General features: G+C 52.2%; 6 protein-coding genes and 1 pseudogene. All 7 read right to left on the reverse strand.

Features of this window, described 5'->3' with window-relative positions; all coding sequences use genetic code 11:
• Positions 1-316 precede the first annotated feature (316 nt).
• The 7 genes and pseudogenes from GSQ62_RS12035 to GSQ62_RS12065 all read right to left on the reverse strand — a co-directional run bounded on the left by GSQ62_RS12035 (position 317) and on the right by GSQ62_RS12065 (position 13,937).
• Positions 317-2,524 (reverse strand): family 43 glycosylhydrolase, encoded by a 2,208-nt coding sequence (locus GSQ62_RS12035; RefSeq protein ID WP_161889727.1) that lies wholly within the window; start codon positions 2,522-2,524, stop codon positions 317-319.
• A 202-nt stretch (positions 2,525-2,726) separates the two neighbouring features.
• Complete coding sequence (locus GSQ62_RS21160; RefSeq protein WP_394351320.1) at positions 2,727-2,906, reverse strand: hypothetical protein; 180 nt, start codon at positions 2,904-2,906, stop codon at positions 2,727-2,729.
• Entirely contained in the window at positions 2,878-3,027 is a 150-nt protein-coding gene (locus GSQ62_RS12045; RefSeq protein WP_161889729.1) for a hypothetical protein, read from the reverse strand. The genes GSQ62_RS21160 and GSQ62_RS12045 overlap by 29 nt, the downstream gene beginning before the upstream one ends.
• Positions 3,028-3,110: 83 nt before the next feature.
• Complete coding sequence (locus tag GSQ62_RS12050) at positions 3,111-4,673, reverse strand: glycoside hydrolase (protein WP_161889730.1); 1,563 nt, start codon at positions 4,671-4,673, stop codon at positions 3,111-3,113.
• 124 nt (positions 4,674-4,797) lie between these two features.
• Positions 4,798-6,435, reverse strand: a complete 1,638-nt coding sequence (locus GSQ62_RS12055; protein ID WP_237586607.1) for a RagB/SusD family nutrient uptake outer membrane protein — start codon at positions 6,433-6,435, stop codon at positions 4,798-4,800.
• 49 nt (positions 6,436-6,484) lie between these two features.
• A pseudogene (locus GSQ62_RS12060) lies at positions 6,485-9,568 on the reverse strand (SusC/RagA family TonB-linked outer membrane protein).
• Between the two features lie 163 nt (positions 9,569-9,731).
• Complete coding sequence (locus GSQ62_RS12065) at positions 9,732-13,937, reverse strand: hybrid sensor histidine kinase/response regulator transcription factor (protein WP_161889732.1); 4,206 nt, start codon at positions 13,935-13,937, stop codon at positions 9,732-9,734.
• Positions 13,938-14,560: the final 623 nt, after the last annotated feature.

Below are 14,560 nucleotides of genomic sequence, written 5' to 3' on the forward strand. Positions count from 1 at the left end.
AAGTAAATCTTCAAGCCTCTCTGCTGTCTTTTTGCCGTTGTTTGTGAAACGCTAACAAGCGTGGGTATATATTTCACCACATATTACCAGTTCTAATTCCTCAGGACTTCAGTCAAGAAGCCGGCGTTGGACTCTGTCTCTGAAACAGCAGGTCCGAAGCAATCCTGACTGTTTCAGGCCGTAGGGGAGGAGGGGCTGAACTCTGGATATCAGCCCTTTTTATATATGCTTTAGAGCATTACAGAAAAGGCAAAGACAGTATACAGTGCCTGCCTAAAAGTAATGCTATTCGTAAGAATTCAGGGCCTGCGACTGCTTATGGGTTCTGCATTTTGCTGATCGCCTGCACCCCCTCATGCGTCGGCTTTGTTTGCCTGATGCTGCCGTCCGGGTTAAACTCCAGCTTGTCGATACTTACTTCCCGGTTATACCCGGCAGCTTCTCCCATATCGATTCCATTGGGATAATTGAAGCGATGGTACACGATATACCACTCGTCTCTGCCCGGGAGCTGCAGCACGGAGTTGTGGCCCGTGGCATAGATGCCAGCCGCCGGGTCCTTGGCGATCACCAGGTTGTTCTCCGGGGCTGTGATTTTACCGAGCGGCGTTTTGGATGTGCCGTAGCGCACGCGGTAGTTCTCGCTTCGCGTGTCGTCCTCAGACCACAGGAAGTAGTAAGTGCCGTTCCTGTAAAACACGGTGGTGCCCTCCCGGTAGGTGGCGTCCGGCGTCATCCCTTTCGTAGTGCCTGGCCTCAGAGACACCATGTCTTCGTTCAGCTCAGCGCCGGCCATATAGCCGTTGCCCCAGTACAGGTAGCTTTTCCCTGTTTTCGAATCGGTAAATACTTCCGGATCAATCTGCTGCCCTCCCGTTACGCCTTCCGGGAGCTTGTCAATCAGCGGGCTTCCGGAGTCTACAAAGGGGCCTGTCGGATTATCAGCCACGGCAACGCCTATCTTCTGTGCGGCTGTGAAATAATAGAAGTACTTGTACTGCCCGTCTATCTTTTTCTCGATGATACAGGGGGCCCAGGCATTCCGGTCGGCCCAACGCACATCCTTGTTCAGGTCCAGAATCACGCCTTCATCCTTCCAGTTCACCAGGTCCTCAGAAGAGAAAGTTTTGAAGTACGTGCCCGACCAGCCCGTAAAGCCGTCGCTCGTGGGGTATATATAATACTTGCCTGTCTTTTCAGAATACATCACATCCGGGTCGGCAAAGTAGCCTTGCAGCACCGGGTTGCGGGCTACTTTTGCAGTAACCTCATACGTTTCAGGCTGCTGCCCTTCCACGGCAACCATATAGGCCACAGGCCCGGAGGCAAAATCCTGCGGCCCCTGGGGTGTAACGCTCGTACCGGGGTATTTAAGGAACCGAGGGTCGAATGCCTGCAGGTCTGTGCCCGGCTTCAGGGGCAGGTAAAGCTTGCGGGTGGCGGTGTCTAAAGCAACATTCATGCTTTTGATCTCTTTTGCGCTGGCAGAGCCCACCACGTCATCGGTGGTTCCCCATTGGCGCATCAGCCTGGCTGCCTCTTCTGCCGTAATGGGTAGCACGGTGCCGTGGCGGGGATGGAAGTTCATACTAACTTCCTCGTCTATCACCGTAAAGTTTTGCAGGTCTTTGCTTTTGGTGAACTGGTACTTGCCTTTGGTGTACACATCGTACATCAGGATATAGTCTTCGCTGTTGTTCAGCTTAAAGACTCCCGAGCCCTCCACCTGGTCCTTCGTCTGCTGCACATACTCGTCCCGCAGCACGTATCCTTCGGTCAGTTTGTCGGACGTGGCCACTTTTATACCCGCGCCGTCTCCCTCTGTTTTGAAGAACAAATGATATTTCCCGTCCTTATATATGATGTCGCCATCGATGCTGGCCCCGTTGGTCGGGCTGAAGAAAAGTTGTTTCGGGGCGGTATCCAGTGCGGTAAAATCCGCGGTGGCATAGGCGTAGTAAATCTTGTCGGGGTCGTCTCCGTGCTTCATCGAAAAGTAAATCATATACTTCCTAGCCTCCGGGTCATATATGGTCTGCGGTGCCCATACCCGAAGCAAGTCTTCCTGCCCCGGAAACTGCTTCTGTATGTTCACCACACTGGATGTCCAATTGACCAGGTCAGTGGACTTGAGCAGCACCATAGCCCGGTTAGAGCTCCACCCGTTGGCGGACACCATATCCGTGACAACCATGTAGAACGTTTTGCCATCGGCCCCGCGCAGTATGTGCGGGTCGCGCACGCCCCCGGTAGAGCTGATTTTTTCCGAAGGAATGACAGGCATGTTCCCGTTCAGCGCCCTGTAGGTATACCCGTCAAGGCTGATGGCAAAGCGGATGGCCTCTTCGCTCTTTTGGTTTCCGGTAAAATACGTAAATAAATACGCCTCGTACTGCTGCTCGGACGTATTAGCTGCTGAACGCTTGGCTGTGGTGCTTTCTGAGGCACTACCTGAAATCTGCTTGCCGCAGGCGGTGGCCAACAGGCCTAAAACAGCTGCAAGGATATATAAACGTCCTTTCATGTCTTTCTGTATATATGAACTTCTTGTAGTGATGCAGGGGAATACAACCAATTCCTATATATATATAGGGAAACCCTACATATATAGGAGCATGCCCAATTTAATAGTGCATTCCCCTATAAAGCAAATGCTCCGCTTAAGCATCCGGCTAACCAAGCAAGCGCCCTCTGCTACTGTACAGTCAACACGACTGTCTGCGGCTTTAGCCCCGGCGATTGAAGCGTTTTACCTTTACCTCGCCCTTCTTTTGTGCTGTCTGGAGATAAGCGAGTAGCTTTCCGTGTAATGCCTTGCGCTTGTTGGCTTTATAATCTTCGTGGCTCACCAGGCTTCCGCTCTCAAGCACAAGAAGTTCAGCAGGCCACTTCGGCATTGGCCACATCGCCCTTCATGAACTTCCAGCCATCATTGAACAGTACTTCTTTCCGTACTTGCTGTGCCTGTAGCGTTTGAGGCAGGCCAACAGACAGCAAAGCCAGCAGCAGAAAAAGTCCTTTATTCATCCTTCTTTGCTTTTGGTGGTTATGAATGTATGGTTGCACCTGCTTTGATACATTATATATAGCTGAATGCAACGTATATATGGCTACTGCAAAGTGGCCACCAGCGTGGTGACGGAACGCGGAGACAGTATGATGTCACTGTCGCTGCTTACGATGTCACCGGGTTTCAAATCCTCTTCCGCTGCTGTTACATAGGGCCTGATGCTGGTGATGGTAGCCCCTGTAGCGGCTAACTTTATTTTCACGGGCTCTATCCCCGCATTCACGGCTACGGTTATCAGTTGATTTCTTTCGGTATCGATGTAAGAAGAGGCCAGCAGCGTGTTAGCCTCCGCTTTGCTCCCTGCCAGCTTTGCGTCGACGCGCACAGCGCCAGGACGGATAAAGCGGCTGTAATTGCCCAAAGCCCACAGCATTTTGCTTTCATAGTACGCACCGTCTGCTTTGTCTTTATCGATATATACCAGCCCATCCTTGTAGTCATATGGGGAAACGGCCAGCCACCACTGCCAGGCCGTCGCATTCGCTATGGCCAGGTCGTTGTGGATGACACGCGCCAGGTAAATAGCCGGGTCAATTCCCAGGTTTCGTTTGTTGCCGTCCATTTCTCCGGCATTGTCGCCCAGGATACAGTACTCCGACATCCAGAACTCCAGCCCCGGCACAGAGGCTACTTTCGCGGCCAGCTTTTTCCGCTCGGCAACTGCCTGGTCGAAGGGAGAGGTTGTAAAGTAGCTGTGGGCAGAAACGGCTTTGCCCATATGGGAAAGGTCGCCGACATAATAGGACGAGCTGCTGTCAAAAAAAGCCTTTATCTGGTTGCCTCTGTTTGGTTTATCGGCCGCTTCATAGAGGTAATTTATTTTCCCGGCCTCGGCTATATCGATTTTGGTCTTGAGGCTTCTTCTTTCAAGGGATGTATTGAGCGCTTTGACGATACCGGCAATGTCTTCGTTCATGAAGGGAGTCCCTTCCTGCCCTCCGTCGCTCCAGTCCCACTGCGGCTCGTTTACCGGGCTGATGTAACCGAAACTGATGCCCTGCGTCCGCTCCACTCCCTGTATCACATCTGCCAGAAAATCAGCATATGCGTTATACCTGTCCGGTGCCAGGTTAGGCTTCGCATCGGAAGCGAACGCTTTGCCGTTCTTCGTTAAGTGGACGGGCGGGCTGTTTGGAAAGGCCAGGAACTTGTTCACGCCGCGTTCCTGCGCAGCCTTCAAAAACCAGACCTGCCCGGCTTGCCGCTGCCAGTTGTAACTTCCGTCCTCCTCCAGAAAAGATTCGGCCCGGCGCCACTCATCCCTGATGCCGCTTTGCTCCCCTTGCTGCGCGCTTCCGGCCCCAATGTTAAAGCGCCACAGGGATAAGCCGATACCTTCCGGCTGGCCACTCGACACCGTGTCTGTGCTGAAGAGCAAATCCGCGATGGCGTTTCTTTTCTCATCAGGCCAGCTTCCCACGAACTGACAGGCCCAGGCGTCGGAGGCCCCGAAATTATCTATCCGCTGGAATCTCTCTGAAGCGTCTATGCTCAGGGTAACCGCATCTGTCTGAAGGGAAGGGGACGTCTGGTCATCCTCCTTCGGGAGGTTGTCGGAACAGCCGATGAAACAGAAAGCTATCGCAGGTATGGACCATGACATGGCTGCTCGGCTTTTTCTGATGGAGCGCAATATTTTTATCATTATTGAATATATAAGCATTCCGTAAAGAAAACATAAAAAACACATGGTGCCATCTAAGAAAGAGGCACCATGTGTTGGGAGGTTAATATCCCGGGTTCTGCTCTAATTTACCGCCTGAGGCCTGTATCTCTGCCCTTGGAATGGGCAACCAGTAGTGCTTCTCTTCGAAGCGGCGTCCTTCCAGCGCCACTTTGCGGTCATATATAAAGGTGTCACCATTCTTGGTTATCTCAACACCGTATGCGGGGGCGTTCTCTGTGATGTCCGCAATTTTCCAGCGCCGCACATCGTAGAAGCGGTGCTCCTCAAAAGCCAGTTCCACCTGCCGCTCCCTGCGTATGGCCTCACGCATTTCAGCCTGTGAGAGCCCGGTTGGCACATCCGGCATATTGACTCCTGGTCTGCTACGGATTGTGTTTATTGCCTCGTAGACAGAGGCATCCGGGCCTGCGGCCTCATTCCGGGCCTCCGCGTAATTCAGGAGTATCTCTGCGTAGCGGAAGTAGATCCAGGGTTGCCTTCCTGCTATGTTCCATGGGTTTTGGATGGGGTTGGTGTCGTCCATGAATTTACGCAGGTAATACCCTGTCTGGGAGGTGTTCCAGCTGGATGGACCGTCTTTGCTGTCTTTACCGCCCGGCACGAACGTTTCCACAGGTCTGCCGCGGTACTCCGCGCCATTATACAGGATAGTCGCATAGAAACGGGGGTCTCTGTTAGCATAGGGGTTCTGGGGATCATAACCCGAGGTTGGGTCTTCAATCGTCTTGCCGTTGTCGAGCATATAAACATCCACCAGGTTCTGGAGCGGGGTGTTCCCTCCCCAGCCATCATACCCATTCGGGCCGTTTGCTATCTCCAGTGCCGTATGGCGGGAGTTCAGGTTATAATAGCGCGCAAAGATGATTTCATCGCTATTTCCTTCCTCCGCTACAAACAGGTTAGCGTAATCGGGGTGTAGACGGTACATGTCCATATCCATGACGTCCTGGGCTGCGTCTGCAGCTGCCTCCCAAGTGCCGGCACTGTACAGGGGGCTGGCGGCATACAACAGTAACCTTGACTTCAGGGCGAGTGCCGCACCTTTTGTTGCCCTGCCTTTTTCCCAGTTTCCGCTGTGCTCCAGCGGCAGCCCTTCCGCCGCCTCATTCAATTGCTGCACGGCGTAATCCATGCTTTCGGCAATGCTGGCCCGCTCAAAGAGAGCAGGCTCCGTGAAGTCCTCTCCCAGTTCGGCTACTCTATCGCCAATCAGCACCACCCCGCCATAATTGCGGATAAGGTCATGGTAACGGAAAGCCCTGATAAACTTAAGCTCCGCGATGAGCAGATCCTTGTGGGACTGGCTCATCTCTACCTTATCGATGTTCGCCAGGGCATAGTTTACCTCGCGTATGCTGCGGTAGCTTCTGCCCCACAGAGAGCCCGCTATACCCGTGTTCTCAGGCGACAGCTGCCCGCGCTGGATCAGCCAGGTTTCATCGTCGCTCCTGTAGATGGACTCGTCGGTAAGGGAACTCCAGAGCGCGTACTCCCAGCCTCTTCCGAAACCAGGCATGTTGCCGTCAGCCTCCTTGTTAGCCTGCCTTACCCCTAAATAACGGTTCACTACAAAGGCCTCAAAAAGAACGGAGTCCCCAATGATAGCGGCATCAGTCAGGCGGTCGGTGGGCGTTACATCCAGAAAGTCTTCTTTACAGGATGTGAATATCGATGCCATACCAATGGCACATGCTATTAATATCTTGGATTTCATGATAGCGCTGAGATTAGAATTTAACATTTACCCCTAAGTTGATGATCCTTTGCTGCGGATAGAACTGGGCATTGCTGGAACTTGTCTCGGGGTCGAAGTCCTTTATCTTTGTGAAGGTCAGCAGGTTGAAGCCATTGGCATATACCCGCACGTTTTCTATTTTAACTTTTGAGAGCAGCCCGGAAGGCAGAGAATAGCCAATTTCTGCATTCTTCAATCGCAGGAAGGCGGTGTTATATAGCCAGAAGTCGTTCTGATAAAGCCCTCCGCTCACCGCTGAGCCTGACCTTGTCTCCACACGGGGGTAACTGCCGTCTGTGTTTGTGGGGCTCCACCGGTTATCGGCCCAGGTGCTGAAGAAGTTGCCGCTTGTCCCGACATCGGGCAGCACATACTGCCGCACCCTGCCTTGCCCCTGAAGCAGCACCGACAGGTTGAAGTTTTTATAAGTCGCCCCTAAATTTACACCGTACATGATCTGTGGGATGTTGCCCAGTTCCGTTCTTACCCTGTCATCGGCCGTAATCTCGCCATCCTCATTTATATCCGCATATATCAGGTCTCCTAACCTGGTGCCCGGGGCCTGTGGATAAGTGTCTAAATCCTCCTGTGTGCGGAAAATGCCAATCGTCTGATACAGCAGATAGGTGTTCATGGGGCCACCCGTCTGCCTTTGATACTCCAGCACCCCGGGGGCTTCATCTATAAAAGCGATCTCATTCTTCGCGTAGGTGATGTTGCCCGATACATTGTAGCTGAACTCGCCAACTGTATTATCATACCCCAGGGTTGCTTCGATACCGTTGTTGTTCACCTGACCTATGTTCTCGGAGGGCACAAGCGGATCAGATCCCCAGGGGTTCACAATACCGGTAACATTCGGCACCGAGGCGTTTCTGCTCGCAAGAATGTCTTTTCGTTTCTGCTGGAAATAGATGAACTCAAAGGATATGTTTTTGAAGAGCACTCCCTCTACACCCATATCGGTTTTCTCGGCAACTTCCCAGGTTATATAGGGGTTGGCCAGCTTCACCAGGTCCACACCCGGATGCACCTGCCCGCCCAGCACATACCTGTTATCAAACACATAGTTGTTTATATACTGGTTGGCGCCCACGTTATCGTTTCCTAAACGCCCGTAGGAGGCACGGATTTTCAGGTTGTCAACAAAGCTCACGCTGTTTCTGAACCAGTCTTCTTCTGAAATCCGCCAGCCAACCGATATGCCGGGGAAATATCCGTACCGGCTGTCGGCAGGGAAGTTAGAGCTTCCATCCACGCGCAACTGTAGCTCGGCCAGGTATTTCTCCCTGTAATTATAGGTCGCCCTCCCTAAGTAGCTTCTTCTGGCGAACCTTAAACTGTACCCGCTGATATTCCTGTCGTTGGGGCCGGTGCCTCCCTGAGATAGTTCAGGGGTCAGGGAGGTGGGGAAGTTTCTTCTGTTGGCATCAAAGTACTCCACCCTGTTCTCGCTCTGCTCGTAACCGACAAAAGCGCTGACGCCGTGGTCTCCAAACTGGCGTGTGAAGTTTAACTTGATGTTGGAGGTGATCAGGGACGTGTTTTCCTGCGCCTGAAAGAGGGCGGCGTTGGGTTCGCCCACCGTAACCGGTGTGTAGGTGTCTCCGCCTTCGTAAGAATATACCAGGTAGGGCTTCGTGAAAGACTTGGAGAAGTTCTGCCCTTTGTCCACAGAGAAGAAGCCGTCTACTGAAAGCCCTTCCAGGAAAGCAAAATCATATTTGGCCTTTAAGATGCCATTGAAGATAAGCCGCTGATTTTTGTTCAGGCCTGCCGCATCCGTCACGATCATCACCGGGTTAATGCCGCCTTCAACTCCTGCAGAAGGCAAACCGTTCGGATACCTGGCCGGGATGAAAGGATACGCCCGGTAGGTGTTCCAGAAGATTCCGCCGGCGCCAAACTGGGGGAACTGCCTGTTTTCCTACCTTCCTGAAAGCGACAAGCCCACGCTGAACCGTTCTGTTACGTTTGCATCCAGGTTTGACCTGAAATTATATTGCATGTACTCGGTCGCGCCGTTTTTGTAGAGGCCGTCCTGATATACTGTGCCCAAAGAAGCAAAGTAGTTGACTTTTTCTGTGCCGCCGTTCACCGAAAGGTTCTGCCTGTTCTGCAGCGCCACCGGGTTCAGAACTTCATCCAGCCAATTGGTGTTCGGGTAGTTCAGGGGATCGGAGCCGTTTCTGAAAAGTTCGATCTCTTCCGGCGTGTACCGTTGGTTTAATCCCCCGGCCGTGTTGTTGTAGTAATCAATTTCATTCAGAAGGGTGGCGTAAGTGGCGGCATCCGCAAACTCAGGAAGTCGCGTCGGAGACGAGAAACCCTGGTTGAAGTTATAGGACACCACCGGTTTTCCGGTAGTTCCCCGCTTCGTGGTCACCAGAATAACCCCGTTGGCCGCCCTGCTGCCATATACAGCCGCCGAAGCATCCTTCAGCACCGTGATGCTTTCAATATCATTCGGGTCCAGCCGGTCCAGGCCACCTATCTGACCGGGCACACCGTCCACTACCACCAGCACATCATTGTTGCCCGTGGTGGCCAGGCCCCGAATGCGGACCTCCGCGCCATCATATCCGGGCTCGCCGCCGCGGTTGTTGATGATAACGCCTGAGACGCGCCCAGCCAGGGCGTTCGACAGGTTAGGCTGAGGGCTTTTGGTCACTGCTTCGCCCTCCACTTCCGAAACCGAGCCTGTGACAGTTGCTTTCTTCTGAGTGCCGTAGCCTACCACCACTACTTCCTCCAATGCCTTTGCATCGGGCTGCAGACTCACATCTATCGCTGTCCGGTTATCAATAGGCACCTCCTGAGGCAGGTAGCCTATATATGAAAAAACCAGGGTGCCTTCCAGTCCGGGAACGCTGAGTGTATAATTCCCCTCCACATCTGTCGGGGCGGCGGTAGAGGTCCCCTTCAGCAGCACGGTCACACCGGGCAACCCTGCTCCACCTTCATCGGTTACTCTCCCCTTTACAGTGGTGCCCTGCGCAAGCGCGCCGGCAACGGACAAAAGTACAAGAGGAAGGATGAGCAGGAACCTCATCCTTTTAAATAGAACTTGTTGCATATACAGTTTTGATTAAGTGGAAAATTCTGACCTGCCTGATGACACTCAGCCATATGCCTGAGTAATTAGTCACTGCAGCAAGAAGCAACAATATTAGCTGACCGGGCAGGGGGAAACTGTTATCTGATAGGGGGGATATGTTGATTTACTTACAGGAAAGGCACTAAACGGCTATTTCAGTCCCGTTTATATAGGTGGACGGGGAACATCCGAACTCTTTTGAGAAGCACTGCCTGAAGTACTTCTCGTCGTTGAAGCCAACCATATAGGCCACTTCAAAAACTTTGTGCCTGCCCGACTTCAGCAGCCTCGCGGCCTCCTGCATTTTCAGTGAGCGCAGGTACTCTACGGGAGAGGAGCCTGTCAGCGCCTTGATTTTTTTATACACGAGAGACCGGCTCAGATGGAGCGCGGCGGAAAGCTCGTTCACGTTAAAATCGGGGTTATCCAGGTTTGCCCTCAGTATCTCATATATGTTTTGCAGAAATTTCCCATCAATAGAATCTGCCTCCTTCTCGGGTTGCGGCTGACTGCTATGGAAGAGGTTCAGGTAAAACCTTTTTAGCTTCTCCTGAGACTGCAGGAGATTGTGTAGCTTTATCCGCAGCAGCTCCGGGCTAAATGGTTTTGTCAGGTAGGCGTCTGCTCCTGTTTCAAGGCCCTCTTTGTGATGTGTGAGCGCTGTCCTGGCAGTTAGCAGCACAACAGGGATATGGCTCGTGCGGATATTGGATTTCAGCTCCCTGCACATGACAATACCGTCCAGAACAGGCATCCTCACATCACTGATGACAATGTCCGGGTGGTGCGCGAGCGCCTGCTCCAAGCCTTCTTTGCCGTTTGCAGCCTCTATCAGATGATAGGTGTCTTCTAAGCAGCCTTTGAGAAAAGCCCTGATTTCTTCCTCGTCCTCTACTATCAGTATCTTCCTGAATCCTTTTCTATGGCCACTATTCCTGCCAGCCTTGCTTTCCGAGGCCGCTAAAACAGCCTCGGGTCTCCTTTCAGGCAGGGCAGGAGGGGCCTCGCCTTCTGAAATAGTGCCTGGCTCGAAATGGCCTTTGCCTAATAGCAGCTTAAACCCGAACCTAGAGCCTTCACCTTCTGTGCTCTCCGCGAAGATTTGCCCTTTGTGCAGCTCAATCAGTTTTTTTGCCAGCGCCAGCCCTAGTCCGGAGCTCATCGGCGCCACGGGGTTTCCCTGATAAAACCATTCGAAGATGTGCTTTAGCTTGCCGGCCGGGATTCCGATGCCATTGTCTTTCACCTCCACCACAACAAAGCCCGGCTGGTTTTCAGGTGTGGTTCCTCTTTCTGTGCTTATCGTCACAGCGATGGCGTTGCCCGTGCCAATGTATTTAAAGGAATTGGAGAGCAGGTTGTTGAGCACCATTTCCAGTTTTTCCCTGTCGTACCACACCAGGACGGGAGCATCCGGCGCATGGAGGCTGAAATCAATCCGTTTTCTTTCGGCCAGCTCCCGGAAAGTGGTATAAACCTCTTCTATGAATCCGGCTATATCCTCTCTTCTTACCTTTAAAACCATGTTCCCGGCGTCAGCCTTGCGGTAGTCCAGCAGTTGGTTAATCAGGTGCAGGAGCTTTTGGGCATTCTGGTAAACCAGGCGCAACTTCCTGCCGGAGGGTGTGGGCAGGCTCTCCTTCCCTATCATCTCCTCCAGAGGGCCGAGCATGAGCGTGAGGGGCGTTCTGAACTCATGCGATACTTCTGTAAAAAAGCTTAGCCTGTCTTTGGCGAGCTTGCGCTCCTTTCTGCTCTGGGCCTTGGCCAGCAGGAGCCTTCGCCTCAACTTCTTTTGCCTGTTACGAATGCTATAGCCCCAGTAGACGGCTCCTGCTAACACAAGCAAATAGAATAAATAAGCCAGGGGAGTCCGCCAGAGAGGGGGCAGCACACTGATTTGCACAGAGGTAAAGTCGTTGCCCCAGGCGCTGGCGCTGTTCGACGCTTTCACCATGAACGTGTAATCTCCCGGCTCCAGGTAGCGATAGGTGGCGGAGCGCTGGCTGCCGACATAGTTCCACTCCCTGTCTAACCCCTCCAGCTTATAGGCATAGCTGTTCTTCTCCGGGCTGGAATAATCCAGGGCTCCAAATTCAACGGTGAAAACAGACTGGTTGGGTTGAAGTACAACATTCCCGCCCTCTCCTATGGCCTGACTCTGGGAGCTTTCGGTATTCTTATTCAATTTTGCAGGCTTGTTAAACAGCTGTAAGCCCGTAATCATGACGTTAGGCGCGCTTAGCCTTTCTTTTACCTGGGCAGGATAAAAGATGGTGAGCCCCTGCGTGCCTCCGAATGCCATATACCCCTCCCGCTTGTTGTAGAGGGCCGAACCGGAATTGAACTGCCCGCTTTGCAGGCCATCTGACCCGTCGTAATTATAGAACTTTTTTGTCTTTACATCCAGCTTGGACAAGCCCTTGTTAGTGCTCATCCATATACTGCCAAGCAAGTCGGATAGGATGGCGTACACGGTGTTGTTTGCGAGGCCGGTCTGCTCACTGTACCTTACAAGCTCGTTTTTGGAGCTGTTGTACATCATCAGGCCATCTTCTTCGGTGCCAATCCAGAGGTTCTCTTGTGCGTCCAGGTGCAGCGCCAACACCACATCGCTGGATAAATAACCTTTCCCTTCCGGCTTGTAGTCGAATTTTGTGAAAGATTGCCTGGTGGGAGAGAACCTGTACAGCCCTCCCCCGTACGTTCCGATCCAGAGCGTGCCTTTTTTATCCTCAGCAATTGCCCTCACGTCATTCGAGGTCAGGCTGCTGTTAGAAGGGTTGAAGTTTTTGAAGGTTTGCGTCTCTTTGTCAAAGAGGTTAAGGCCGCCGCCGTTGGTGCCAATCCAGATGTTGTGCTTCGAATCCTCAAAAACAACTCTGACGTCGTTTCCTCCCAGGGAGGTGTTATCAGCGGGGGCATGCCTGAAGTTCACGAAGGAGTCCGTTTCCTTATTATATAGGAACAAACCTTGGGCATAAGAGCCGAACCACAGGTTTTGACTCTTATCCTGCAGGGCGCACAGGATAGCCTTGCCCTCCAATGCAATAGTGGGCTTGTCCGTGTCTTTATTCAGTTTATCCTTATATATACCGTCCGCGTCGGTTCCCAGCCACAGATTTCCTTCATTGTCTGCACAAATGCCATAATAGCTGATATCGCCCTCCACGCCCCCTGCAGTTTTCCCGTGCTGGAAGTGAATAAACCTTTCTTTCAGGTTGCTGACCATGGCAATGCCGTCGCCGTGTGTGCCTATCCACATGTTCTGGTCCTTGTCTTCATATATGGCTTGCACAGACCGCTGCGTAATCGGGCCGCCGTCTTTCCCCTTCACCTCCGTAAAGACAATGTTCTTTATGGAATGCCCGCCAAGTTGACGTAAATCCAGCTTGTAGGCTCCCCCGCCTTGCACGCCTATCCACAGCATCTCCTTGCTGTCTTCCCGAATCGACAAAATAGTGTTGCCACTAATGGGATACGCCTTCGCATCGAAACGGAAAACCTCCCCATTCTCTCTCTGGTATAAGACTAACCCATGGGACGTGCCTATCCAGATGTTATGCAGGTGGTCTTCGTATATGCTTCTAATGTTAGAGGATGACAAGGAGACGCGCTGTGAGAGTTTTCTGTCTTTTCCCAGGACAACACCTTTTCGCACCCGGAACACATTTACCCCGCCATCCTGCGTGCCGACCCACAGCAACCCCTTGCTGTCTTCATATAGGCTGATGACTTTGTCGCTTGAAAGCTCGTGGAGGGTTTGTTTGCTGTAGGGGATAAAGCTGTTCTTAGCCCTGTTGTAGTATGAAAAGCCGGAGTTGTAGGAAGCCACCCACAAATCTCCATTGCCGCTTTCGGTAATATCGGTAATATCGTTGCCTACAATAGCGCTTTTGTCGTTGGGGTCATGCTGGTAGTGTACAAAGCTTTCCGTTTTGGCATCGAAGCGGTTCAGCCCGTACCTGGACGAAGCCCATATCACTCCTTTGGAGTCTTTGAACACTTTTTGGATGAAGTTGCCTGTCAGGCTGAATGCCTGGTTCGGGACATATTTAAAGACTTTGAAAGAATAGCCGTCAAAGCGGTTTAGCCCGTCTTCAGTGGCAAACCACATCAGTCCTTTGTCATCCTGCGTGATGCTGGTAACCATCCCTAGCGACAAGCCATCTGCTACACCGTACTGCTTTATGATGTTCTCCGGCTGGGCAGGGATAAAAGAGGTATTCAGAAGAAAAGCCCCCAGCAGGATGCCCCACCGCACGATATATAAAGCCGGAGGAAAATCCGACCGTTTTTGGCTCAACCGGCTTTTCGTTATTCTTACCAACTGCGCTAATCCAGCCATAAAAGGATTTATAAAATATCCGGCTATTTCCGACATATAGCCTGGGCCAGGTTTTACATATGCCGGCTCAGGCTTTCGATGTTAAAATTAAACAGAAAGCTTGTCAAGCAAATGTAATTCTTCAATAATATATTCAACATCATTGAGATAGACAGGGTAAGGCAGCGATGAGGACATGTTTGGATTCTCGGTTTGCCATCATGGGGCTGTTGCGGCGGCTCCGCGATGGCCATTTTATCAACGGGCCTTTCGGCGCCTTCGCCAAAGGGCTTGTTCACCTCGCAGGGCCGGCAAGTAATATCGGGAGCTGCCACCAAAGAAAAAAGGGAGGCGCCCGGCCTCCCTTCTGAAGTTGTTAAGAACAGGAACGCCTAGCCCCTGAAGTGAGGGGAGCCAAGGTTGCTGCATATTTTGTCGCATATATCCCGGTACAGGTAAGCCGCCGTTTGTGTTGCTTTTGCATACAGAGCTGGCTGCTGCACTTGTTGCTTTCGAGATAGTCGCGTCGGCAGGGAAGCCCAAGAGCTTCCCATGAAATCACCCATATCCACGATAAAACCGGGGCCCCGCACCGCATCGCGAACTTCTATGACACAAATAAGGTGGAGCAAAGCCCTTGGCGC

It is taken from the genome of Pontibacter russatus (assembly GCF_009931655.1).
In the GTDB taxonomy this organism is placed as follows: Bacteria; Bacteroidota; Bacteroidia; order Cytophagales; family Hymenobacteraceae; genus Pontibacter; species Pontibacter russatus.